Genomic DNA, 23,824 nt, shown 5'->3' with positions numbered 1-23,824 from the left:
GCAAATGGTGCGCCTGGAGAGATTCGAACTCCCGACCCCTTAGTTCGTAGCCAAGTGCTCTATCCAACTGAGCTACAGGCGCGTATTTTGCACATCATTTACTGACTTGTTAAAAACAATCTCAGTAAATTAGGTTGGCTATTATATAGATAATATCGCTTGTGTCAACATCTTTTTTAACTAAAAACAAAATATTTTTTGATTTAATTATTAAGAATGTTTAACGCAATATGCTGCGTTACTACTCTAATAATAACTGAATAAATGGCGGTGAAGGAGGGATTCGAACCCTCGATACGCTTACACGTATGGTTCCTTAGCAGGGAACTGGTTTCAGCCACTCACCCACTTCACCTAACGATTCAAGACATTTATAAAAATAAACACAGTATTGATGCTAGCAATACGTCTTATGTCGTGGGCGAGTATTATAACAAAGCCAAAACGAATTGCAAGCGTTGTCTGCCGATTTAATGAGGCTTTTCTCATAATTATCGATATAAATGCTTTTCTCGCCTTTTAATACTTAAAATTACGCCATATTGCAAAAAAATACCATTGCTAAATTGATGATTCAGAACAGTCTCATTTGTTTTGATACTTTATACTTAATCTATAGGTACTAGACTGAGATAGATTTTTTGGCATTAGGTGGCTATAGTATTTATCACTGATTATAAAATACCTAAAAGGAGCGGTTATGCGACCTGTCGTACTGTGTTTTTCTGGACTGGATCCCTCAGGCGGTGCTGGATTACAAGCGGACATTGAGGCCATCGGTCAATCTGGTGCGCATGCTGCCATTGCTTGTACGGCAGTCACGATTCAAAGCTCACAGCAGGTATTTGGCTTTGAGGCGTGCGCTGCCTCCTTAGTGCAAGCACAGGCCACTGCGGTGCTTGGCGATTTACCTGTCAAAGCCATCAAGTCAGGTATGCTTGGTACCACTGACAATATCGCCATGCTAACCCAGTTGTTTGCTGAGCAAATAATAAGCCCTGATACCCCGTTTGTATTAGACCCTGTATTAGTCGCCAATAGCGGTGGCAGTTTGGGCGATGAGAAAACGCTGGTGCGCGCGTTTAGGCAGCTGCTACCCTATGCCACCTTGATCACACCCAATACGCATGAACTGCGCGCGCTGAGCGGCGAGCAGGATTTGCACAGTGGTGCGAAAAAACTATGCGCGCAAGGCGTTCATGCGGTGTTGGTAAAAACCTCTCATGATTTTGATAGCGGTGATATCGAGCAGTATTTATATATAGAGGGCGAGATGGTACATAAGAGCATCTTACCGCGCTTAGAGGGTGAATTTCATGGCTCAGGATGTTCGCTTGCCAGCTTTATTGCTGGGCGTTTGGCCATGGAAGATGATTTGATTGATGCGGTAAAATCCGCAGATAATTGGATTAACCAGACATTGCGCGCGGCTGACGACCCTCACCCTGATGATGCTCAGGCGCAATTAATACCCAATCGCTTTATCCACTCTTAATGTCTTTATAAAGTAACAACATAAAGTAATAACGTTCATCAATAGCAGACATAAAAAAGGCGCTCTATATTTTATAGTGCGCCTTTTGGCATGCGATGCGTTATTTATTCTCTGTGATTTAGAGACACCAATTATCCTAGCATTGGCATAAAGTTTGCCGACAAGCCGCCGATGAAGATCTCAAGCAGATAGAATACAAAAAAAGCAATCATCGGTGATAAATCAAGCATGCCTAAGTTTGGCGTAATACGACGGAACGGTGCCAAAATCGGTTCTGCTAGCTGAATGATGATACCAATAATAGGATGCTGGGATTGGGTAAACACCACGATCCAGCTGACGATAATAGACCCAATCACTAGGTAACGACACATGCGTAAAAAGTCTAATACCAAGCTGATCGTACCCGTGAAGAATAGCGGCACAGGCGCAATCCCTTGATGCGTCAAGGCCGCTTTTCCAGAGATATCAATCAGACGAATCAAAAACATCAGGACAATAGCAGCAATGCTAATACGTCCCTGTCCGACCGTTGGGAAGATACGCCCAAACACATCGACGATATGGGTCGCTTTATAGGCAGGTGCAATCATCGGGTTGCGCGCATCCATCCCTGCAAATTGCAGCATAAAACGAATAAACACCAGCATCATAGCGAATGTGGTGACCAGATCAAAAACTTGAAATAACATGTTGTTCATGAAGGGCTACTCAATGGGACATTGTTGACAGATTTTAGGATGACAACTGTCATTATCAGATGCGAATCATCATACAATGCAGGTCAGCTGTTGAGCCTGACCTACTTTTTGGGTCGTTACTTACTTAATTGCTAATCAATAACTATTTACTCATCTCTTCACTAAGCGCTTGGCTACGATCATAGCACGCTTGCATGGCTTCACCGATTTGGCGGCCAATCTCATTGGCTTGCATGGATTCAACAGCGGCTTGAGTGGTACCGTTTGGAGACGTCACTTTACGGCGCAGCTCAGCAGGCGTATCTTCACTATTCATCGCCATTTTTGCCGCACCAAGCATGGTTTGCATGGCAAGTACTGAGGCTTGTTCTTTATCAAGCCCTAATGCCACTGCGCCATCGACCATCGATTCGATGAAATAAAACATATACGCTGGCGCTGAGCCTGACACGGCAGTCACAGCATGCATATGTTCTTCATCATCGACCCACATGACCAGTCCTGAGGCTTCCATCACCGCGGTTGCCAGCTCTTTTTGTTCAGCTGAGATATTATCTGTGCCATAGAGACCGGTTGCACCCATCTGAATCATGGAAGGCGTGTTTGGCATGGCGCGCACGATATTACTATAGCCGCCCAGCATGCTAGACAATAGGTCAGTTGACAGACCTGCAGCAACCGAGATGACCAACTGATTGTCCAATGCCTCAGCAAAAGCACCAACCACCACTTTCATCATTTGTGGTTTTACTGCCAGTACCACGATATCAGCACCGACCACAGCTGCTTTGGCATCCGCCATTGGATCGACGGTGTTTAGACCTTTAGCGGCTAGTTGCTCACGGATATCGCTGCTAGGATCGGCGACCGTGATTAGACTTGGTTTGATGCCGCAGCCCACAAGCCCGCTGATAAGCGCTTGTGCCATATTTCCGCCACCAATAAAACTGATTTTCTTATTATCTAATACCGACATACTTGTCTCCTAGTCACAAAATTCAAAAGTATTCAACGTAACATACTGATATATAAAACGACACTCAGTTTAGCATACTGCCACTACAACCGTTTGATAAATTCCTGTCAGCTACAATCGCATTAAACCTAGTTAAAACACGCAACTGACGTCGACTATGACATGGTTTAGCTGTTAGATTGAGAAATAATTTTTATAAAATATTTTGAGGTGTCAAATATGTTTTTTATTCGTAAGGCGGTTCAAAAAGACTTCAAGGTATGGGCAGCACACTTATGAAAGCCTCATTGCAAGATATAATAGCCGCTATAGTTTTGTTTCATCTACTCAACTACGCTTATAACATTCTTAAAAACATCGTCGATATCACTACCTAGACTTTTGGTATTGCTCGAAAAGTCATTTTTCAATATCCACCTATCAAAAGGCGATAATAATAAGATAGGAATCTCATTTTTAGCGTGTTCTTTATCTAAGAGTACGACACTGACCACAACCAAGCTTTCTCGCAGCCATAATGGAATACCAAGCGTTTGATACAGTTTTTTGCCTGATTGTGAACGTGTCGCCAATGCCGTCTGCACACGCTGTTTGCGATCTAATGGCTTTATCTTTAATACTGCATTGAGTGCGCCTATATGACTTTCTATCAATCTTGCCAGCGCATCTGGATACACTTGCAACTGCCAGATATAGTCTTCAGTGCGACGAACAGTCAGTAGTGCAAAATCACTGTCTGCTGAGTCATTTGTTGTCAAATCCAAACGCGATAAAAGCTGCGCTTGCTCTATTAGTGGCACGTTTAACCAAGACAACCATTCACTGCTTTGACGATAGAGCTGCTGACGATAGCGGCGAACAACATAGGAGCGCGTACGAGCTTGCCAAAACAGCTCAGTTTGGTGATCATGGTCGCTGCGCTGAGTCAAATTCCATACGTCATCGACCAGCTGCTTAGCAGGCGGTAATGGCTCATCTTGACCCAGCCAATGATGCAGTAGTTGCCGCTGGCGATAAATGGGCAATACTTGCAATGTATCGATATTGAGCATGCGCTGTGCTGCTGGTAGCTGTAGGCTTTCATCAGCTGTCTGCTGCATATCTTGCTCAGCCTGAACATTGACAGTGGCTTGCGCATCGCCTAATAGCTGCGCACTGCGAGCAATATTATCAATGACATTGGGGTTATAAGTTGCCAGTATAGGCATGATATCGCGGCGCAGTCCGCTACGGACATTATCACCCGTCTCGTTGGTCGGGTCATCGATATAAGGCAACGCTAAGCGCTTGGCATAATTACTAATCGTGGCGCGCCTTACCGTGAGCCAAGGTCGCCACAATGCATGGCGTCGTCCATGCTGCGTTTGTACTCGCCATGGTTGCATACCTGATAGACCATTGACCCCAGCGCCTTGGATCAAGCGCATCAGTACCGTTTCGGCTTGGTCGTCGGCGTGATGTCCTAGTAGCAGTACATCATCTTGGTTGATATGCGCACGCATGGCGTTATAGCGGGCTTGCCGCGCGGCTTGCTCATCATGACCTGTCACTTGTGCTCTTAGGATATGACAAGGTATCTGCTGTGCTTGCGCCCAATCAGCGACGTGCTTAGCCCAGTGCCGACTATGCGCTTGCAAACCATGATCAACATGTAACAGCTGCGGCAAACATGGCAATCTGCCTTGCCGATAGAGCTGCACACATAACGCTGCAAGCGCTAATGAATCACGCCCACCGCTACAAGCCAGCCATAGCCGACGACCATGCAGCTGCTCCCTATAGTCATTTATACTGCCCAATAATGCATCTGCCAATGTCTCATCAATCGGCAAATCACTGATTGGTCTAATAGGATGCGTGAGGATGGCACTGCTGGTCATAATCAGCCTTAGTTTTAGATAGATAAATTCATGAGCAAATTAATAGACATAAAAAAACGCGCCATTGAATGACACGTTTTATTTTAGCATTAAGACTCAGTCTCGAATATGAAAAGCTTAACACATGCTTTGCATTAAGCAGGCAGCATCACTTCTGAGTTAAACGTCTTTAATTTTTCGTAGCGGAGCTCACAACGCTCTTGAGGATCCAAATCTCTGATTTCATCGAGCTGCTCAGTGATCAGTGATTTTAGAGCTTCCATAACGGGTTGTGGCTGCACATGTGCGCCCTCACCTTCATCGATGACGGCATCAACCAAACCTAGCTGGTAAAGGTTGATGGCATTTAATTTCAGTGCTTCACTAGCGTCTGGTGCTTTTTCAGCGGTTTTCCATAAGATAGATGCACAGCCTTCAGGAGAAATGACCGAATAGATGCTGTTTTGCAGCATGTTGACTTTGTCGCCAACGCCAATTGCCAATGCACCACCTGAACCACCTTCACCGATAATGGTCACGATGATAGGCACTTTTAGGCTAGAGAATACCGCGATACTCTCTGCAATCGCTTGCGCTTGACCGCGCTCTTCTGCGCCAACACCAGGATAGGCACCTTGAGTATCGACAAAGGTCATCACAGGAATATTGAAGCGCTCTGCCATTTTGACCAAGCGAATCACTTTGCGATAGCCTTCAGGGTTGGCCATACCAAAATTATGCTCGATACGCTCACGAGTACTGCGACCACGATGCTGACCGATGACCATTACAGGTTGATCATTGAACCGTGCCAGACCGCCCAAAATGGCTTTGTCATCGGCAAAAGCACGATCGCCGTGCAACTCATCAAATTCAGTAAAAAGCTGATTAACATAGTCCATAAATAATGGACGCTTGGCATGTCGTGCAAGCTGCACACTATCCCAGACAGTGCTCATAGACGCTTCCCTTTAATCATTATACTTAATGTATTTATGTTTAAGAATAATATCGTTATCGGTGTTCAGATAATGAAAGTACAGTTGTAAACTGAGTAGAAGCTATAGTAGCACATCTTATATAGCATGACATTATCGACAGCACTGCTTTTGTTACGTTAGTCTTTAACTCGATACGGACAATGGTAACGGTTCAGTTGCTTGCGCCTCTACCACACTAAGCTGTACGCCCCATTTGGCAAACTGCTCAATCTCTGTGCGCAAATCAGCAACCAAAAACGCATAATGCTCGCTGCTATCAGCCACCGTGATTTGCCAGTCGCTATCACTGATGACCTTTAATTCTAATTCTGGCAGTTTATAATCACTACGGCTATGATGCGCGAGTACCGCAAGACGCAATAGCAAGCACAGATAAACGAGCTGGTTTCCCCCGATCTGACAGGTCTGCTCGAACATATCGGCTTTGAGCTTACGGCGATGGTTGAGCATCAACTGCGCCATACGCTTTTGATCCACTTGTGAGAACCCTGGAATATCAGAATACTCAAGCAAATAGGCGCTGTGCTTATGATAACTGCTATGACTGATTGCAAGGCCAATCTCATGCAAAAACGCGGCACGTCTGAGTAAGTCACAGTCATCGCTTGTTAGGGCAAGCTTATCTTTTACTTGCTCGAACAGGTTACGACTGGTTTTTACCACTTGCTTGGCTTGCTTTTTGTCGCCTGAATAACGCTTGATAAGCGCGAGCACACTGCGGTCACGCACATCTTCGCTCGCAAAACGCCCCAGCATGTCATACATCACGCCTTCACGTAATGCCCCATCTGAGTAGGTAATGGTCTCAACGCCTAGTACCTTCATCACCGCACGCAACACTGCCACACCTGCCGGAAATACCGCTTTACGGTGGTCTTTGACGCCTTCTAGCTCGATATCATCAATATTGCCAATCTTAAGCAGCAATCGCTCTAGTTTTTTAACGCCTTTATAAGTAATGCGTTCTTGCTCATCGGCCCAGCCTTTGGACACAAGGACATTACGCACCGCTTTGATCGTCCCACTTGAGCCGACCACGCTGCTCCAACCAGTCTTTTGGTAACGACCATTGATTGCCAGTACTTCCTTGCGCGCGCCTGAAATCGCATTGTTAAAAGCCTCTTTGGTAATGAGGCCATCAGCAAAGTACTTCTGTGTGAATGCGACGCAGCCCATTTGTAAGCTTTCAGTCAATAAAGGATCAAACTCTTGACCGATAATAAATTCCGTCGAGCCACCACCAATATCAATAACCAAGCGCTTGTCGCTACTCTCATTGGTATGCGAGACGCCCAAATAAATCAAGCGTGCCTCTTCGCGACCAGCGATAATCTCAATGGGCTTGGGCAAAATCTTATTGGCTTTTGCAATAAAATCATTGGCATTTTTGGCTTGGCGCAAGGCGTTGGTCGCAACCACACGAATACGCTCTGGCGGTACAGAATCCAGACGCGCCACAAACCGACTCAAACAATCCAGACCACGCTGTGCAGCTGTCTCGCTCAAGATTTTATGCTCATCCAGTCCAGCAGCGAGCTGTACCTTTTCAGACATAGAGACTACTTTGCGCACTTCCCCATGATCAAGACGGGCAATGGCTAAGTGGAAACTGTTGGAACCAATATCAATGGCTGCCATCATTTCATCATCGCCGAGTGGCGGGTTTGTAAGATAGTCAGTAGGCATAAGGCAAGTTGTCACCGTATTAGAGAGAGTGTGTAGTTTAACAAAATCAGGTACGACATAGATATAAAATCATAGGTATAGAAAAAGCAGCCGCCACACAAATCTGGGCCATTTTGCCATTAAAGCATTTATCCTAAATACGCGCAAGCGCCGCAAAATCATAGCAAAAGTGTAAAACCACTCTATCAAAGGCTAATGACCAAGCCTACATCTAACGCTTGTGTTAGCAATAACGGTTTGCTACATTGAAAGCTCATAATATTGTGATAAAAAACCGTTATTTACTGCTTTTACATCGGTATAAATCACATCGAAATCCATCAATTATTTACCTAAAAACTGCCGACAATGGATAGTCGATAAACCCGCCAGCAAGGACGCTAACCGCATGAATCAAACAACCGAAAAAAATGCGACCGAAACCGCTAATACCCATAACAGTACCAGAACGGATATGATAAAAACTGAAGCGTCACCCAAACAGGCGTTTTATGATTTTTATTTAGACGAGCATCAAAACATGGCTTGTCGCCGTCTCCATTTTGCAGGTAGCAGTTTTGGTTTGTTAGGATTGGCAAAGTCAATCAAAACTGGCTCGGTAAAGCCTCTCGCAAGAGGTGTCGCAGCAGGATATGCCTGCGCTTGGGTCGGGCATTTTTTCTTTGAAAAAAACAAACCCGCCTCGCTTAAATTTCCGCTAAAAAGTTTTGCTAGTGATTTTCGTATGTATGGCGATGTCCTGCGTGGCAATTTAAGCCTAAAAGATCACAAATATGACAAACGTACAAAAAAACCAGCATCATAATTTATTATGAATGCTGGTTTATCTTTCAAATGTCTAAAATTTGAGAGATTTAGAGTGGGTTAACCCTTTGTTATCTCTGCAAATATCTCATCAGCAGCAGTAATCGATGCCTCGATATCTTCATTGCTGTGCTTGATTGACATAAAGCCTGCTTCATACGCAGACGGCGCTAGGTAAATACCGCGATCTAACATACCGTGGAAGAAGGTATTGAACATCTCCATATCGCACTCTGTCACATCATCAAAGTTACTTGGGGTTTTGGTATCAGCGTCTTTGACAAAGAACATACCAAACATACCGCCCAATTTATTGGTGCGCAGATTGATGCCATGCTTATCCGCCGCCGCTTGGAAACCATCGACCAGATGATCGACTTTGGCAGCTAAGTCTTCGTAAAAACCTTCTGCCGTTAGGTCTTCAAACATCGCGATACCGGCACGCATCGCAAGTGGGTTGCCTGATAACGTACCAGCTTGATACACGCCACCAAGCGGTGCGATGCACGACATGATTTCTTCTTTACCGCCAAACGCACCAACTGGCAGGCCTGCACCGATGATTTTACCAAAACAGGTCAAATCAGGCGTGATACCGAAGTGTGCCTGCGCACCGCCCAGACCCACGCGGAATCCTGTCATCACTTCATCAAAAATCAATACTGCGCCATTGTCCGTACACTGGGCACGCAACGTATCATGAAACTCTTGTGTTGGGATTACCATATTCATGTTGCCAGCGATCGGCTCCAAGATCACGCAAGCAATCTCGTCGCCCCATTTTTCAAAGCAGTCTTTGATCGCTTGCGGATCATTATAAGGAATCGTGATCGTGTGCTTCGCAAAATCGGCTGGTACGCCTTTAGACGTTGGTTCACCGATATCAAGCATGCCTGAGCCTGCTTTGACAAGCAGACTGTCTGAATGGCCATGATAGCAGCCTTCGAACTTGACGATTTTGTCACGCTGAGTATAACCGCGTGCCAAACGAATCGCACTCATGGTCGCCTCAGTCCCCGAGCTGGTCATACGAATCATCTCAACGCTCGGCACGAGCTCACAGATTTTATCAGCGACCGTGGTTTCAAACGGCGTTGGTGTCCCAAAGCTCAAACCATCATCGGCGGCTTGTTTGACAGCGTCGATGACTTTTGGATGCGCGTGACCCAAAATCATTGGGCCCCAAGAACCCACATAATCAATATAGGCATTGTCTTCGGTGTCATAAATCTTGCTGCCATCAGCGCGGTGCATAAAAATTGGCGTACCGCCGACCCCTGCAAAGGCACGGACGGGTGAATTAACGCCGCCTGGAATATGTTTGCGGGCTTGCGCAAAAAGCTGTTCGTTTTTAGTACTCATAGCTATTCTCTATTTATAGGTTTTATATTCTGTCAGTTCTGTATTTTCTAAATGTCGTCAGTCTTATATTTGTTTATTATCGAATCTTTCAAGACATTTTTACAATTTACGCTTTTTTGACGACAGAAGATTTGAGCTTCATTGGGCCATAGCCATCGAGTTTACAATCAATATCGTGACCATCGGTTGCGTCTGGTAATAGGCGAATACTTTTCGCTTTAGTTCCAACTTTAATGACAAGTGAAAAGCCTTTAACCTTAAGGTCTTTAATGACGGTCACCGCATCGCCATCCTGTAACTCATTGCCAACCGCATCACGAATGACGGCATCTTGCTCTTCCGCTTGTGCCGCATCCGTCTCAGCCGCCGTCCACTCGTGAGCGCACATCGGACATACCAGTAACGCACCATCTTCATACGTATATTCAGCATCACATTTTGGGCAATTTGGTAAGCTCATCATATCCTCGGCAGTCATCAGACGTTGGGTTTATTGTAGAGCGGACATTGTACCGTAACTCGCCATTTTTAACCAATTTGTACCGTTGAAAATGGCGCACTACACCCAATTTAATGCTTAACCCACACTGAAGCGCCCCACTTAGTAGTGACGTTTTTGTGATACCCTTTTTGTGGTACTCTTCTTAACCTTATTGACATTTATTCTGACAGGTTCTGTCAGTAACAACAGCGTCTATATGAAAGCGCACCTATAACTTTTATCGCTTCGATTTCATCTATATATTTTAATTATTAAGCAGAAGGATAATAACAATGACTCAGTCTCCAAACCCCTCAGCATTGCCGCAGTTTTCGCAGTTGACCATTCAAGGCGAGGATGCCGAAAAATTCTTGCAAGGGCAATTGACTTGTGATGTCACCAAACTTGGGCTTAGCTATCAGGCAGCCGCTATTTGTAATCTAAAAGGCCGTATTGAATTTGGCATTTGGATCAAAAAACAAGCCGAGAAGCACTACGATGTGGTCATCAGCAGCGATTGTGCAGATAGCTTACAAGCTCATTTAAAAAAGTTTGGCGCGTTTTCTAAATTTGATACCAGTGAGTCGATCGCGATTTATCCGTGTGTGTTAGCAGACGAACCAACCTTTAGCCATAAGGACGATCACAATACCGCTAAAGACACGCAGGATTGGATGGCGTGCAGTATCGCCACTGGTAACTATTGGATTGTCGCGGCGACTCAAGGTGAGTTTCAGCCGCAAGAACTGCGCCTGCATCAGCGTGGCGGTATGGACTATGATAAAGGCTGCTACTTGGGCCAAGAAGTCATCGCCCGTATTTATTTTAAATCAGCGCCCAAAGCGTTTTTGCATTATGTCAAAGGCACAGGCGCGCTCCCCGCAGCAGGCGACAAACTCGATAAAATCCAAGTGGTGAATGCGATAGAAAATGACAATGGCTTTATTGCCCTTATCGTTGCTCGTCCTGAACACTTGGCAGAAAGCGATTTGAATATATTGGACTTGCCAGCCGCACTGCAGGTGGATGTTGCGCGCCCAAAGTAAAATCAAGCTGAAACAAATAGGCGGCGCAGCAACGGTGGTGGCAAGCTAATATACGGCTGCCGTCATGATTAACATGAGCATAGAGAATCCCATGACACATATTGCGGTACTCGGAGCAGGGGTGGTGGGCGTGACCACCGCATGGTATCTACGTCAAGCAGGCTATGATGTGACTGTGATCGAGCGCGAATCGGCGGCAGGGATGCAGACGTCCTTTGCCAATGGTGGTCAAATATCGGTCTCTCATGCGACGCCGTGGGCCAATCCTGCCACCCCGATGAAAGCGCTCAAATGGTTGTTTAAAGAGGATGCCCCGCTGTTATTCCGTCTGCGTGCGGATAAGGATCAGCTCAAATGGGCGATGCAGTTTTTGCAAGAGTGCCGCGCTGATCGTGCCGATGCCAATCTGGTGCAAATGGTACGCTTAGGGTTATATTCTCGCGACGCCTTACAACAGCTACGCGCCGATATCGGTATCAATTATGAGCAGCAAACACGCGGTATCATGCATTTTTATACCAGCCAAGCTGAGTTTGATGCGGCGATTGAACCCACTGAGCGCATGCAAGCGCTTGGTTGTGAGCGCCATGTGATTGATATCAATAATGCCGTCAACTTGGAACCTGCCCTCTATCCGATTGCGCATAAACTCACTGGTGCAACCTACACCAGCCGTGACGAATCTGGTAATGCGCACCTATTTACGCAAAGACTCGCACAGCGCTGCATTGATGCGGGTGTACAGTTTTTATATGATACTGAGATCTTAGCGCTTAATACTGACGCTCACTCTGCGCGTCCGCATGTGCATAGTATTACCATTCGCCCAAAAGGCGAAAACGTACAAACTTTCACAGCTGATAGTCATGTGATCGCGCTAGGCAGCTATAGCGTTCCTCTGTTAAAACCATTGGATATTCGCGTGCCTATCTTTCCAGCAAAGGGCTATTCAGCCACCTATACGGTCAATCCACGAGCGCCGCATTTAGCGCCCTTTGTCAGCTTGATTGATGATGAGTTTAAGCTGGTGACTTCACGTTTGGGTGATAAATTGCGAGTGGCAGGCACCGCAGAATTTAATGGTTATAATTTGGACCTAAATGCCACGCGCTGTGAGGCCATTACGCGCCGCGTGCAGCAATTATTTCCAAAAGGCATCATCGCAAATTCGGTTCAATATTGGACAGGACTGCGCCCCATGACCCCGTCAAACGTACCTTTGATTGGGCGCGCGCATTGCGGTCAAGTCAAACATGGTAGCCATAACACGTCAGCCACTTTTGACAATCTATGGCTAAATACAGGACATGGCACATTAGGCTGGACGCATGCTTGCGGCTCTGCAAAAGCCATCAGCTTATTGATACAAGGTGAAACGCCCAACGTTGATTTTGATTTTGTGGGTACAAACAGCTGACTTAATAGATCTCTTGCAAAAGTACCAGTTCATTGACTTCCACTGACGGAGTTACAAGGGCTGACGATGACTTATGCAAGAAGTCTAATCTCTAGACACTATAAAAAAACTATCTCCATAAAAAAGCAGGCGCTTACATCGTGTAAGCGCCTGCTTTTTACTTTAAAAAAATTGAACTTATGCGATTGCACTATCTATTGAGTTTTCTAATACCGCATTAGCCACATTGTCTGCGTTAGCACCCAACGCCTCTAATTGCACAGGTACGCCATTAACGGCGGCATTACCACTCAACTGATCAATCAAAGTATCGTCTGTTAGGTCATTAACACTGACACCGGCATGCGCTTGCGCAATCTTCTGCTTCACCCCTTTACGTCCATGACCAAAGCCATGTGGAATACTGACCACGCCGGGCATCAGCTCATCAGTCACCTCTGCTGCGATGATCACACTGCCTACGCGAGAGGTCACTCTCACGTCTTGCCCGTCTACAATACCATGCTGTGCTGCCGTTTCTGGATGCAGCATTAGTGTACAACGAGACTTACCTTTCACCAATCGATAACTATTGTGTAGCCATGAATTATTGCTACGTACATGGCGACGTCCGATGAGCAAAATCTCCTGATTATCATACTGCTGCATCATTTCTTTGACCCGTACCAAGTCTGCCTGATAAAAATCAACATTGAGATTGATTTGCTTATCGGCGTGCTTGATCGCCTCTGGCAACATACGGTGCAATGGTCCTAAGTCGATACCATGTGGATTGTCTATGAGCGCATTCAATGTGACGTCTTTATAAGGTCCGTACTTGAGAGCTTGCTCAAGTAAGAATTTCGGTCCAAACGCTTTTGTCGCGGCACGCTCTTTTTGTACCGCTTCTGGCGCGTCTTTATCCAAGCGATCGGCAAGCTCTAGATAAATCTCCCAGTCATGCTTCTCATTCTCTGTTTTGCTAAATAAGGCAGGCGAGTATTTGGCAACATTGTGTACAGCAAAACCATTAAACGTAATGTCGTAATGGTCACGCTCGAGTGGCGAGACGGGCGGCAGGATAATGTTGGCATGACGGCTGGTCTCCGTCACAAAGTAATCAAGCGACACCATAAACTCAAGCCCTGATAAGGCCTCATCTAGCTTTTCACCATTTGGCGTGCTAAGGACAGGGTTTCCCGCGACACTCATAAAGCCTTTTAACTGCCCTTCTCCTGCGACCAACATCTCATCTGCCATCGCAACCACTGGATATTCGCCATTAAAATCAGGTAGATTGCTCACGCGGCTGTGACGTTTGCCCAAATAGCCTGGGCCCGAGCTATTGACCACATCGACCGCAGGATTGGGGAACATGAGTCCGCCCACTTCATCTAAGCGTCCTGTGACGATATTGATGACCATGGACAGATATTGGCTGAGCAAGCCAAACTCTTGCACCGAGATACCCATACGGCCATAACAGACCGAGCTTTCGGCTTCACAAAACTCTTTGACGATACGTTTGATTTCAGCGGCGGTAATACCTGTAATATCTGCTACTGACTCAGGGGTGAACCCTTGTGCAAATGATGCAATACGATCAATCTCTGGCGCCAGCGCTGCCACTCGGCTATCTACCTTGGCATAGCCTTGCGCGTAGATCTCATTGAGCATGGCAAGTAACAGCAATACGTCTGTCGCTGGACGAATAAAGTGATGTTCACTGGCGATGTCTGCCGTTTCGGTACGCCTTGGATCGATCACCACCACTTTGCCATTACGTGCTTTGATGTCTTTGAGCTTTTGACGCATGTTGGGCGCAGTCATGATACTGCCATTAGAGGCCAGCGGGTTACCACCGATGATGAGCATATACTGCGTGCGATTCACATCCGGAACAGGGATGCGGAGCATATGACCGAACAGATGCATGCTGACGATATGGTGTGGCAGTTGGTCAATTGAGGTCGCAGAAAAGCGACTACGCGTCTTTAGGCTAGTGAGTAGCTGCTTGATAGTCAACATGCCACCCATGTTATGGACATTCGGGTTACCCAAATACACCCCAAATGCGTTTTGACCATATTTTTGCTGAACAGACTGGATACCTGCAGCAACTTTATCTAACGCCTCAATCCAGCTGATCGATTTCCAACCATCCGCCGTCCTTTCAACAGGCCCTCGTAAACGATCAGGATCTTCGTACAAATCCTGCAAAGCAGTGGCTTTTGGGCAAATGTAGCCTTGAGAAAAAGGATCGTTTTTATCCCCTTTGATCGATAAGACTTTTTCGCCATCGTGCTTGATCTCGACGCCGCACATCGCCTCGCATAAAGTACAGGTTCTAAAGTGGATTTGTTCGTTGTCCGCCGCGCTAGCCGCTGTAGTGCCCATAGTCATACTCCCTTTTATGTTTTATAAATCCTAGCTTTCATGAGATATATCATGAGCCGCTATGGTTGCTTCCTTGCAAAAAATTGGCAAATAAGGCGTCAAAGCTGATATTCAATGTCGCAATCGCTTGCTCCATCGAGTAGCGCTGCTGATGACAGCCTAGTATCAGCTCATGTACTTGCGCGGCTGCCATATCCACACAGAGACTCACCGCACTGCGTTCACAAGAACGATTGGATAGCTGCAATCCTTGAATAAATATCTCCGTCCACTCCTCTTGTATGTCTGCGACCAGATTACCCAGTCCATTATTGAGTGAGGATTGGTTCTCTATATCGGCAGTAAATCTCGGACGATCTTCGAGTAAGTGCTGAAATAGCGCAATATTCTGGAAGGCAGAATCAAAAATCATTATCAGACATTGCTGACACTGCTGATTAAACTCATCCTTAGTCAGTACATCATAGTCCTTGAGCATATTAACCCATGCCAGCCGCATTGGCGATAGATAGTGGTCTTTTAACTGAGCGCTGAGCTCGTTCTGTAGCGCATCCAAGCTCTCAAAATGATTATAAAAACTGGGCTGCGCAATGCCAGCGCCTTTGGCAATTTTATTCATACTCATGCCCTGAGCGCCTTCTAGACTATAGAGCCGTAACGCGCTTTTTAATAAGGCACGCCGCGTCTTGGCTTTTGCCAGCTCACGTTTTGACTCTATAGGTGCTGCTTCATTTTGCGCTAATGCATTCAATATAGAGGTATCCCTACTCGATAAATGATTATGTCAACACGCCAGTAATTTACCTGAAGTGCTATTGTGCTAAAAAAGTGTGATGATAGTCACATATTGATTACTATTTTTAGACTCGTCATTTTTAAACCCACAATAACTTTTACTAATTATGTTTCGACTATAAGGTTATAGTTATTTAAACCATAAGTCTATAGCCAAACATATAGTAGGACTCGTGCTTCACAAAACAGATTAATGCTTCATAAGATCAGAATGTTTGTCTACTATAAATACCCCACCCCCTTTCCCAGTTGACATACGCTACGAGATTGCGCAGTTACCTAGCCCGTATATTCATAGTTCCCCATGTGACACTTACCTCTAGATATCGGTCTCAATTCGATGTACATTACGTACAATAGACGCAATTTACGCATCATTAATACAGTCGGTGAGCAGATAACACACGATTCACGCTCACTATAATTAAGTAACACTATAAACATAGCGTATACAGACAGCTGAATTGAAAAGCCCTATATTAATTATCACAAGATATTTGGTAGCAACCAATGATACTTGTGAACTACTAAAATAAGAAAATCAATAAATAGATAGGTTTGTTAATTGGTAAACAGAACTACCATGAAAAGCAATTAAAAATTATATTACACATATTAATTAAAGAAAAAGGAATACAACTATGAACGAGAATACTCTAAAAGGTGAATGGAAGCAGCTAAAAGGCTCAGTAAAACAAAAATGGGGCGAGCTGACTGATGATGATTTAGATCAAGTTGAAGGTAGCCGTGATAAGCTGGTTGGCCGTATACAAGAGCGTTATGGCCATGCTCAAGATCACGCTGAGCGCGAAGTAGATGACTGGCGCCGCGAAAACAATTACTAATAAATTTTTTTTGAGAAATATAAGTAGTGTCTTTTTCAAAGTATAGTTAGATTACTATAAAATCGATACAATAAGATTCAACGTTATTTTTCGCAGCCTCTGGAGGCGCAGTCACAGCAAGCAACAAAAATAGCGTTAAATCAAATGAATTTATTGTCTTGTATTGTTTTTATTTAGACTTGACTATAAATAAAATAAAAACCGCATAGAAGTTTATGCGGTTTTTTTGTATTAGACAAATCATAAATTAAAGACGCAGTATTTTATAATTCTTATTTCATATTTTGTATCAGCTAAAAGCGAATATCAACTGACAAGAATAATTAGTATCGTCCAGACACGATAAGACCGCATAGCAATAAATTGTTATGCGGTTTTATCGTTAACTGTCCATGTTACCTATCACGACTGCTTTCTATGCATCCTTGCACAAATATTCAGTGACTGTGATACTGGGCATCCTACCCTTGTTACTGCATACAGCATCTAATCTTAACTGCTGCTATCAGCAATGGGTATGTGTCCTTACTTCAACTATTATTATCATCCTGATGCTAATAATTGAATCATTATCCTTAATGCGGCCAACTCAATCCTTGAGTCACACTCCCTAATGCCGTGTAACTATAATGCCTAACTCTCACTCTCATGTTAAGTCGCGTAAACGTCATTGCATGTAAGCATATGCTTACAACGATTTAATTATTCTCAATAATTACAACTTATTAACGCAAATGACACTTAATATAAAGCTTTGTATCCTATGATAGATAATGTAAGAAAACATTTCTAAAAATAGTTTTTTTAGTGATAGTAGCTCTTAATACCTATCTGAGCATGGCTGTATCAACATATTTTAGAACCTTCTACCTTTAACTTATATAAGCATTCTTATCGCAAGCTCTCTGAAACCTTATAGGATATTGCCTCATGAAAACTCTAAAGCCGTTCTCCTTTAAGACAACCATATCTACTGTTCTTATCGTTGCTCTATTGGGTACCACTGTCGGTTGTGCTGTCGTTGGTCCTGGCTATGATAACCAGCCCATATATCGTGGCGATAATAATCGGCAGAACGATAGCTTCAACCGTGTCAGCCAGCAGCTACGTCAAGACTTACGCCGCAAAGGCTATCAAGTCATAGACATTAGCTCTGATAGCTATCGTGGCGATCGCGCAATGACAGCTTTTGCCAAAAAGAATAATCAGCTCTATGAGCTAACATATACTTATCCTTCTCTAAGACTCATCAGCTCAAATAAAAGAGCATGGTCAAACAACTGGGAAGATAACAAGTATCAAAAAGACAATGACCGCTATAAAAAAGATAAGCATAAAGATAATGGTAAATATAAGAACGACAAGCGCTATAAAAAAGGTGATGTAGAGGACAGCATTAAAAGAGAGTCACGTTACCCAGCGATCAAGCGCCGTGCCATCAATAAAGTAAGATCTATGGGTTACCGTGTCGAAGATATCGATCTTGAAGAAAAAAACAAGCGTGGTGTCTTTGACATTGAGGCCAGACGCGGCTCGCAGGAGTATGAGATATTGCTTAGCTATCCAAATTTAGACGTTATTAACGTTAAAAAAGACTGATGACGCTGACACTACTGTCAGTAGAGCAGCTCTACATGCCCCTTTACTGAAATATTAGAAAACTATCTTTATCCAACGATAGTAGATTATGAGGACATTTTTAGGAAAGCTTTATCATCTTCAACACTAAAGAATGTAGTGTCTGGCAGTATTGTCGCCACTTTATTAGCGGTAACTACTGGCTGTGTCACCACACCTGGCGGCTATAGTGTATATGACGATATCTATGGAGACGTCTACAAAGATAACAAAGATCATAAAAAGCACAAAGACAAGCATAAAAAAGCGGATAAAAACGTCTACTCAGCTGCTATCGAGCGTCGAGCTGCCAATAAAGTTAGCAGCATGGGATACCGTGTCGAGGATGTCAAATACGTGAAGGGCAAGCGTAAAATTATGGTGAAGGCTAAGCGGGGCCGTGATAAGTATAAAATTGATCTCAATTATCCGAGCTATCAAGTGACCAAAATTAAAAAGCATTAATTAGGTTTTGGGTATATTTGCCAGTCTTATATACTCATCAACTTATGATTTGATAGTCAAGTAGATCAATAACCGATTTGCTTGGCTTTTTTTGTCCCAGACTTTTATCTCTGATTGTATATTTAAAAATCCAAGACTTTTATCACATCATACGCTGGCGTTTCATACGGGTGCGCCTCTTTTAACGCGATGACAGCAGCAGTAATAAATGCGTCATCGACGACCATCTCTACTCGCCATTCATCGACCGTTTCTAAACTATCTTGCTTACCGATATGCGGCGCGCTACCTGCTAACGGCATAAACTGCCCTGTTCCTTGCACTTGCCAACAGCACTGTTCATAATCGCCAATACTCCCGGCACCAGCGGCAAATAAAGCGGACTTTACTTGCTCTAATGCCTCATCAGGAATAAAAACCGTTAACTTATACATGAACTTACCTCACAAAATAGGTTTAAATCTCAATCTATTAGTTCTTAGATAAGGAAGGATGATCAGTCCATATATAACGTAACAGCCAGTCTTTAGCATCACCGGCATAATCAATACCGATACGCGGACGCACTGATACAGGTGGCTGGCAGCCATCATCTTCGACCCAAACGCCTGAGTCTGGCGTGATAGGCTTGCCATATAAATCGCGAGTTATCTGCAAGCGCTTGGTCAGTTTGCCAGGGCCTGCAAATTGTTTGGGATGAGTCAGTTGTTTGTCTGGACTGAGATGTTGTTCAGCAAGCAGACGATCGCTATCTTCTGTCAAAAATCCTGCTCGAATCAGCACCGATTCAGGCGACTCTATAGAGCCGCTAATCAAATTTAGCATATGATGCACACCGTAAGTCAGATAGACATAGAACACACCACCTTGCTCATACATAATCTCTGTGCGCGCCGTTCGAGTGCCTGCATGTGAATGGCAGGCGGGATCATCTTGACCAATGTAGGCTTCGGTCTCAGAAATACGCATTCGCAGCGTTTTTTGCTGTCCATCACTATCGGTTAGCTCTCGACATAAAACCTTACCAATCAGATCAGCAGCAACCACACAGGTTGGACGCGTAAACCAAGCTAGCTCTAAAACAGTTGATAAAGCAGTAGACATTAGCGAAACCTTTTCTTATTTTTATGGTCTAATTGATATGAGTAAGTACCAACAAATTAGCATAAAAGTAAGATAAGGTATGGAGTACAGTGTTGGCGCTATGTTTGATTTTTTATACGAGTTAAGTGATAAGCCTATGGCTGAAAGGGTGATACTTTTGATAAATGGATAGGAATTATAGTCTGTTATAAGTGGTTCCATTATACCAGTCTGTTTTAAGTGGTCTGTTAATAGGTTCAAAGGGTTAAATAGCTGGTTCCCTTGGAGTATACCCTAATTAAGTTTCTTAAAATGAAGTCATCAACATCCAAGTGTATTTATAATATAACTAGAAACGAATGCATACGATGAAAATATGAAAAACAGGGGACTAATAATGACTGTTAGAAAGTATGGTGAATGCAAAGATATTTTTTGGGATGAGATGTCTTTTAACTACTCTTTAGAAGAACTGTGTATTTGGGATATTGAAAAATATTGGAGTCTAGAATATTTTTTAATTAAATTGTGTGCAAGCTTACAGGGTAACGAGGTATTGTACAGAAAGTTTGCGGCAGATTTATACTATCTTGGTCATAGTATAAATAACTTGATAACAAACCAAATGCATCCTTCAGAATGTCACATATTAGAGAAATTTAATGAAGACGAGGCATGCGAATGTCGTGACCGTTTTAATCATATTATGAAAATACTCTGGGGACGAATTCCCTTTGACTTTCATGATTATATGATAACTAGTAACCCACTTATTCAAGACGAATTGAACTTAAGTAGGTAATATTTATTATTAGACTTCTTGTAAAAGTATCAGTTCTTTTACGAAGTTACGAAACTACCTTAGATATTGAGCTATGTTCATAACATCATAAAAAACAATCTAGGAATTTTAATAAGACAGCCTAATGATAATGACCTACCTATCAGTTTAGCATCTGTACGCTCATTAAAGTCGTATCTAATACGGTTAGTTCGATGCCTGTATAGCGCACCGATCACTAATAGAATATGTATGGTAAGTACACCATGAAGTATACCGCGCCTATCTCATTGAGTTAAAACCTTAATACTCTTAGCCCACAGCCAAAGATTTAAATACTCACTAAGGAACCATCATAAATATAATGCCATAAAAAAAACTGAGCACATGGCTCAGTTTTTTATTTTATGCTAAGTATCAGATACTTATTTTAATGGTACACCGATACGGTCAGCCACTTCTTCATAAGCTTCAATCACATCACCTAATGACTGACGGAAACGGTCTTTATCAAGTTTCTTCTTGGTGTTCTTATCCCAGATACGGCAGCCATCTGGTGAGAACTCATCACCTAATACGATACGGTCATGGAATACGCCAAATTCTAGTTTGAAATCAACTAAAATCAAATCACCCGCATCAAACAATGCTTTGAGTACATCGTTGACTTGATAGGTCAGCTCTTCCATCTTAGCCAATTGTTCTTTGGTTGCCCAGCCAAGAGATACAGAGAGCGACTCATTGACCATCGGATCACCTAGCGCATCATCTTTATAAAAAAGCTCATACGTTGGCGGTGTCAATGCTTGCCCTTCTTCTAAGCCCAAACGACGTACCAAACTACCAGCGGCAAAGTTACGCACCACGCACTCTACAGGAATCATATCCAAGCGCTTGACCAATACTTCGTCGTCAGACAATTGCTCTTCAAAATGCGTCTCGATACCAGCATCAGACAATTTTTGCATGATAAAAGCATTAAAGCGGTTATTCACCACGCCTTTACGCGCCAATTGTTCGATACGCTTACCATCGAGCGCTGAGGTATCATCACGGAAGTGTAAAATCAGAAGATCATTGTCTTCTGTTTCGTAGACAGATTTGGCTTTGCCTTTATACAGCAGTTGTTGCTTTTGCATTATGGGGGTTCCTGTTCGTTCAAGCTTATGTGGTAAAAACGCGCAGCGACCGCTGACTCTTATTACAATATCGATATTATTTTAATCAATAATCATAAAAATCGGCGGTACAAATGAAGAAATAAATTAGTTTGAAGGGCTACTAACAGCACGCTGAGGCTTTGGCAACTGATACTGATTACCTGACTCATTCTGTAGTTTAAGCGTGTTCGCGCCCACATTAGGGGTCGGATACAAAGGCACGAAAGGCGCTGTTTCTTGAGCAGCCGGCAGCTCTATCGGTGCAAGCTTTTTGCTTTGTTGATAGTCTAAGCTGCCATTGTCGCGCTTTCCAAGCAGGCTCTTGGTCGCTTGGCAGCCGCTCAATACCAACGTACTACCCAAAACTAAGGTCAGCATTGCAGGAAGTAGTTTTGTCGTTTTTGATGATACTGTTTTTGATGATACTGTCATCATGTTGTCTCTCTGAGTTAGCAGTTATTGCTCATTTAGGCGATTGGCTTATCATGATAAGTTGACTTGTTGCTCTCTTGAATATTAATCGTCAAGCAACAAGTCTTAAATCGCTGAAGATCAGGTTATAGTATGTTTGCTCGAACCAACGCTTCATCAATAGTCGCATGATGTTGCTCTGCCAACCAAACGAGTGGTAAGCGTATCCCTTTATCAATCATGCCCATTTTATGTAGCGCATACTTAGCTGGAATAGGACTTGACTCGATGAATAAGTCACGATGTAGATGTTTGACTACGTCATGAATCTGACTAGCCGTTTCAAAATCACCACGCAAGCCAGCAGCGAAAGTCTCGCTCATGGCTTTTGGCGCCACGTTGGCAGTCACCGAGATATTGCCTTTACCACCTACTTTTAGTAGATCAAGCGCTGTGCCATCATCACCAGACAATACGACCATTCTGTCACCAACAGCTTTAATCAATTGCTCACCGCGACCAACAGAGCCTGTCGCATCTTTGATAGCAACGATATTGTCGATATCACATAAGCGCTCGACGGTCTCGTGGGCAATATCGACGACCGTGCGACCCGGTACATTATAGAGCATCTGAGGAATATTGACGGCTTTAGCAATGGCTTGATAATGCTGAAACAAGCCTTCTTGTGGCGGCTTATTGTAATAAGGGGCAACCAACAACGCACAGTCTGCACCAGCATCTGCTGCGTCTTGAGTCAGTTTAATCGCTTCTATGGTGTTGTTTGCACCAGTACCTGCGATAACTGGTACGCGACCTTTAACATGCTGGACAAAATAGCGAATGACATCGCTATGCTCTTGCATCGATAGGGTTGCCGACTCGCCAGTGGTGCCGACAGCAACGAGGCAATGCGTGCCCTGCTCGATCTGCCAGTCTATGAGGTCAGCCAGACGTTTATAATCAACTGTACCGTCAGGGTGCATGGGCGTTACCAAGGCTACCATTGAGCCTTGTAATCGGGTTTTGATCTCGTCGTATGCTGTGCTCATAACCGTGCCTTACTGTATTATCCTAGCTTTTATCAAAGCTGTCACATGATAGGTCGTTTGCAAGTGCCAAAAATTTATATACGTTGATAAACGCTAATGACCAACCCTTGCTTGATGTTAATGCTGAAATTTTATTTATTATCATAACGTTTACATTATAAATTACTGCGTATTAAAGTGAGTATTGGCATTATCGATGCCAGTGACCGCAAATACCTGTTGCGCCATAAAATATAATAATAAAAACGCCTGCTAGTGTAGCATATTTTGATTTGACCGCTATCAATCAATTGATGATTCAAGCACAAATCAAAGACGAAAAAAGCTTTTTTTATTGCTAGAAACAATAAATATTGCTTCAAGTCTTTATTAATAATATACCGATAACTAAAGCACTCAGCAACGTATCAA

General features: G+C 43.8%; 22 protein-coding genes and 2 tRNA genes. 8 read left to right on the top strand and 16 right to left on the bottom strand.

The genetic code is table 11. The features are described 5' to 3' along the window. Positions 1–5: 5 nt before the first annotated feature. A tRNA-Arg gene (locus CUR83_RS01810) sits at positions 6–82 on the bottom strand. 183 nt (positions 83–265) lie between these two features. After that, positions 266–355: transfer RNA gene (locus tag CUR83_RS01805), tRNA-Ser, on the bottom strand. Positions 356–700: 345 nt separating this feature from the next. Between CUR83_RS01805 and CUR83_RS01800 the strand changes: the two genes are divergently transcribed. Then, positions 701–1,495, top strand: a complete 795-nt coding sequence (locus CUR83_RS01800) for a hydroxymethylpyrimidine/phosphomethylpyrimidine kinase (RefSeq protein ID WP_284718937.1) — start codon at positions 701–703, stop codon at positions 1,493–1,495. A 131-nt stretch (positions 1,496–1,626) separates the two neighbouring features. Here CUR83_RS01800 and CUR83_RS01795 read toward each other — a convergent pair whose 3' ends face one another. The 5 genes from CUR83_RS01795 to ppx all read right to left on the bottom strand — a co-directional run bounded on the left by CUR83_RS01795 (position 1,627) and on the right by ppx (position 7,718). After that, positions 1,627–2,187: a YggT family protein gene (locus CUR83_RS01795; RefSeq protein WP_284718936.1), complete on the bottom strand. Its 561-nt coding sequence runs from the start codon at positions 2,185–2,187 to the stop codon at positions 1,627–1,629. 151 nt (positions 2,188–2,338) lie between these two features. Next, positions 2,339–3,172, bottom strand: coding sequence for a pyrroline-5-carboxylate reductase (gene proC, locus CUR83_RS01790; RefSeq protein WP_186475248.1), 834 nt, complete (start codon positions 3,170–3,172; stop codon positions 2,339–2,341). Between the two features lie 323 nt (positions 3,173–3,495). Beyond that, positions 3,496–5,052: a tRNA lysidine(34) synthetase TilS gene (gene tilS / locus CUR83_RS01785; RefSeq protein ID WP_093067263.1), complete on the bottom strand. Its 1,557-nt coding sequence runs from the start codon at positions 5,050–5,052 to the stop codon at positions 3,496–3,498. A 134-nt stretch (positions 5,053–5,186) separates the two neighbouring features. Next, on the bottom strand, positions 5,187–5,990 hold the full coding sequence (locus CUR83_RS01780) for an acetyl-CoA carboxylase carboxyltransferase subunit alpha (protein WP_284718935.1): 804 nt from the start codon (positions 5,988–5,990) through the stop codon (positions 5,187–5,189). 165 nt (positions 5,991–6,155) lie between these two features. Next, the gene (ppx, locus tag CUR83_RS01775) at positions 6,156–7,718 is read right to left on the bottom strand and encodes an exopolyphosphatase (protein WP_093067257.1); all 1,563 of its coding nucleotides are present in this window, start codon (positions 7,716–7,718) and stop codon (positions 6,156–6,158) included. Between the two features lie 454 nt (positions 7,719–8,172). Here ppx and CUR83_RS01770 point away from each other — a divergent pair, with 454 nt between their 5' ends. Beyond that, positions 8,173–8,523, top strand: coding sequence for an Mpo1-like protein (locus CUR83_RS01770; RefSeq protein ID WP_212564567.1), 351 nt, complete (start codon positions 8,173–8,175; stop codon positions 8,521–8,523). A 59-nt stretch (positions 8,524–8,582) separates the two neighbouring features. Here CUR83_RS01770 and hemL read toward each other — a convergent pair whose 3' ends face one another. Further along, the gene (gene hemL / locus CUR83_RS01765; RefSeq protein WP_093067249.1) at positions 8,583–9,884 is read right to left on the bottom strand and encodes a glutamate-1-semialdehyde 2,1-aminomutase; all 1,302 of its coding nucleotides are present in this window, start codon (positions 9,882–9,884) and stop codon (positions 8,583–8,585) included. Between the two features lie 106 nt (positions 9,885–9,990). Then, complete coding sequence (locus CUR83_RS01760; protein ID WP_093067244.1) at positions 9,991–10,344, bottom strand: zinc ribbon domain-containing protein YjdM; 354 nt, start codon at positions 10,342–10,344, stop codon at positions 9,991–9,993. 314 nt (positions 10,345–10,658) lie between these two features. On the opposite strand from CUR83_RS01760, the gene ygfZ reads away from it, so the two are divergent. Both ygfZ and CUR83_RS01750 read left to right on the top strand, forming a co-directional pair. After that, the gene (ygfZ, locus tag CUR83_RS01755) at positions 10,659–11,411 is read left to right on the top strand and encodes a CAF17-like 4Fe-4S cluster assembly/insertion protein YgfZ (RefSeq protein WP_093067241.1); all 753 of its coding nucleotides are present in this window, start codon (positions 10,659–10,661) and stop codon (positions 11,409–11,411) included. A gap of 91 nt (positions 11,412–11,502) precedes the next feature. Further along, entirely contained in the window at positions 11,503–12,828 is a 1,326-nt protein-coding gene (locus CUR83_RS01750; RefSeq protein WP_284718934.1) for a D-amino acid dehydrogenase, read from the top strand. A 177-nt stretch (positions 12,829–13,005) separates the two neighbouring features. On the opposite strand, the gene CUR83_RS01745 is transcribed toward CUR83_RS01750, so the two are convergent. Continuing rightward, complete coding sequence (locus tag CUR83_RS01745; RefSeq protein ID WP_284718933.1) at positions 13,006–15,204, bottom strand: molybdopterin oxidoreductase family protein; 2,199 nt, start codon at positions 15,202–15,204, stop codon at positions 13,006–13,008. A 49-nt stretch (positions 15,205–15,253) separates the two neighbouring features. Beyond that, positions 15,254–15,955, bottom strand: a complete 702-nt coding sequence (locus tag CUR83_RS01740; RefSeq protein WP_167669363.1) for a TetR/AcrR family transcriptional regulator — start codon at positions 15,953–15,955, stop codon at positions 15,254–15,256. 685 nt (positions 15,956–16,640) lie between these two features. Between CUR83_RS01740 and CUR83_RS01735 the strand changes: the two genes are divergently transcribed. The 3 genes from CUR83_RS01735 to CUR83_RS01725 all read left to right on the top strand — a co-directional run bounded on the left by CUR83_RS01735 (position 16,641) and on the right by CUR83_RS01725 (position 18,926). Continuing rightward, a complete protein-coding gene (locus CUR83_RS01735) occupies positions 16,641–16,844 on the top strand; it encodes a CsbD family protein (protein WP_071002519.1) in 204 nt (67 codons plus the stop codon). A gap of 930 nt (positions 16,845–17,774) precedes the next feature. Next, a complete protein-coding gene (locus CUR83_RS01730; protein WP_284718932.1) occupies positions 17,775–18,443 on the top strand; it encodes a hypothetical protein in 669 nt (222 codons plus the stop codon). Between the two features lie 138 nt (positions 18,444–18,581). Beyond that, positions 18,582–18,926 carry a hypothetical protein gene (locus CUR83_RS01725; RefSeq protein ID WP_227674191.1) on the top strand — a complete coding sequence of 115 codons (345 nt, stop codon included), beginning with the start codon at positions 18,582–18,584 and terminating at the stop codon, positions 18,924–18,926. 122 nt (positions 18,927–19,048) lie between these two features. On the opposite strand, the gene CUR83_RS01720 is transcribed toward CUR83_RS01725, so the two are convergent. Further along, positions 19,049–19,360, bottom strand: coding sequence for a YqfO family protein (locus tag CUR83_RS01720; protein WP_071002521.1), 312 nt, complete (start codon positions 19,358–19,360; stop codon positions 19,049–19,051). A gap of 37 nt (positions 19,361–19,397) precedes the next feature. Beyond that, positions 19,398–20,030, bottom strand: coding sequence for a DNA-3-methyladenine glycosylase (locus tag CUR83_RS01715; protein WP_093071449.1), 633 nt, complete (start codon positions 20,028–20,030; stop codon positions 19,398–19,400). A 355-nt stretch (positions 20,031–20,385) separates the two neighbouring features. Here CUR83_RS01715 and CUR83_RS01710 point away from each other — a divergent pair, with 355 nt between their 5' ends. Further along, a complete protein-coding gene (locus CUR83_RS01710; protein ID WP_284718931.1) occupies positions 20,386–20,811 on the top strand; it encodes a hypothetical protein in 426 nt (141 codons plus the stop codon). A gap of 404 nt (positions 20,812–21,215) precedes the next feature. Here CUR83_RS01710 and purC read toward each other — a convergent pair whose 3' ends face one another. From purC to dapA, 3 genes are all read right to left on the bottom strand, one after another. Beyond that, positions 21,216–21,929: a phosphoribosylaminoimidazolesuccinocarboxamide synthase gene (purC, locus tag CUR83_RS01705; protein WP_071002524.1), complete on the bottom strand. Its 714-nt coding sequence runs from the start codon at positions 21,927–21,929 to the stop codon at positions 21,216–21,218. A gap of 126 nt (positions 21,930–22,055) precedes the next feature. Then, positions 22,056–22,385: a hypothetical protein gene (locus CUR83_RS01700; protein WP_284718930.1), complete on the bottom strand. Its 330-nt coding sequence runs from the start codon at positions 22,383–22,385 to the stop codon at positions 22,056–22,058. A 122-nt stretch (positions 22,386–22,507) separates the two neighbouring features. Beyond that, complete coding sequence (gene dapA, locus CUR83_RS01695) at positions 22,508–23,413, bottom strand: 4-hydroxy-tetrahydrodipicolinate synthase (protein ID WP_284718929.1); 906 nt, start codon at positions 23,411–23,413, stop codon at positions 22,508–22,510. Positions 23,414–23,824 lie beyond the last annotated feature (411 nt).

The sequence above is a fragment of the Psychrobacter pocilloporae genome, assembly GCF_029872915.1.
GTDB lineage: Bacteria > Pseudomonadota > Gammaproteobacteria > Pseudomonadales > Moraxellaceae > Psychrobacter > Psychrobacter pacificensis.
The sequence above is the reverse complement of the archived record's forward strand: the minus strand, read 5'-3'. Positions and strand labels throughout refer to the sequence as shown.

Excerpts from the sequence above, each read along its gene's own strand:
- CUR83_RS01750 (WP_284718934.1), top strand. The coding sequence starts at position 11,503 with ATGACACATATTGCGGTACTCGGAGCAGGGGTGGTGGGCGTGACCACC.
- CUR83_RS01795 (WP_284718936.1), bottom strand. The coding sequence starts at position 2,187 with ATGTTATTTCAAGTTTTTGATCTGGTCACCACATTCGCTATGATGCTG.
- tilS (WP_093067263.1), bottom strand. The coding sequence starts at position 5,052 with ATGACCAGCAGTGCCATCCTCACGCATCCTATTAGACCAATCAGTGAT.
- CUR83_RS01735 (WP_071002519.1), top strand. The coding sequence starts at position 16,641 with ATGAACGAGAATACTCTAAAAGGTGAATGGAAGCAGCTAAAAGGCTCA.
- CUR83_RS01720 (WP_071002521.1), bottom strand. The coding sequence starts at position 19,360 with ATGTATAAGTTAACGGTTTTTATTCCTGATGAGGCATTAGAGCAAGTA.
- hemL (WP_093067249.1), bottom strand. The coding sequence starts at position 9,884 with ATGAGTACTAAAAACGAACAGCTTTTTGCGCAAGCCCGCAAACATATT.
- ygfZ (WP_093067241.1), top strand. The coding sequence starts at position 10,659 with ATGACTCAGTCTCCAAACCCCTCAGCATTGCCGCAGTTTTCGCAGTTG.
- purC (WP_071002524.1), bottom strand. The coding sequence starts at position 21,929 with ATGCAAAAGCAACAACTGCTGTATAAAGGCAAAGCCAAATCTGTCTAC.
- CUR83_RS01780 (WP_284718935.1), bottom strand. The coding sequence starts at position 5,990 with ATGAGCACTGTCTGGGATAGTGTGCAGCTTGCACGACATGCCAAGCGT.
- CUR83_RS01730 (WP_284718932.1), top strand. The coding sequence starts at position 17,775 with ATGAAAACTCTAAAGCCGTTCTCCTTTAAGACAACCATATCTACTGTT.
- CUR83_RS01715 (WP_093071449.1), bottom strand. The coding sequence starts at position 20,030 with ATGTCTACTGCTTTATCAACTGTTTTAGAGCTAGCTTGGTTTACGCGT.
- proC (WP_186475248.1), bottom strand. The coding sequence starts at position 3,172 with ATGTCGGTATTAGATAATAAGAAAATCAGTTTTATTGGTGGCGGAAAT.
- dapA (WP_284718929.1), bottom strand. The coding sequence starts at position 23,413 with ATGAGCACAGCATACGACGAGATCAAAACCCGATTACAAGGCTCAATG.
- CUR83_RS01710 (WP_284718931.1), top strand. The coding sequence starts at position 20,386 with ATGAAAAACAGGGGACTAATAATGACTGTTAGAAAGTATGGTGAATGC.
- CUR83_RS01745 (WP_284718933.1), bottom strand. The coding sequence starts at position 15,204 with ATGGGCACTACAGCGGCTAGCGCGGCGGACAACGAACAAATCCACTTT.
- CUR83_RS01700 (WP_284718930.1), bottom strand. The coding sequence starts at position 22,385 with ATGATGACAGTATCATCAAAAACAGTATCATCAAAAACGACAAAACTA.
- CUR83_RS01800 (WP_284718937.1), top strand. The coding sequence starts at position 701 with ATGCGACCTGTCGTACTGTGTTTTTCTGGACTGGATCCCTCAGGCGGT.
- CUR83_RS01770 (WP_212564567.1), top strand. The coding sequence starts at position 8,173 with ATGATAAAAACTGAAGCGTCACCCAAACAGGCGTTTTATGATTTTTAT.
- CUR83_RS01760 (WP_093067244.1), bottom strand. The coding sequence starts at position 10,344 with ATGAGCTTACCAAATTGCCCAAAATGTGATGCTGAATATACGTATGAA.
- ppx (WP_093067257.1), bottom strand. The coding sequence starts at position 7,718 with ATGCCTACTGACTATCTTACAAACCCGCCACTCGGCGATGATGAAATG.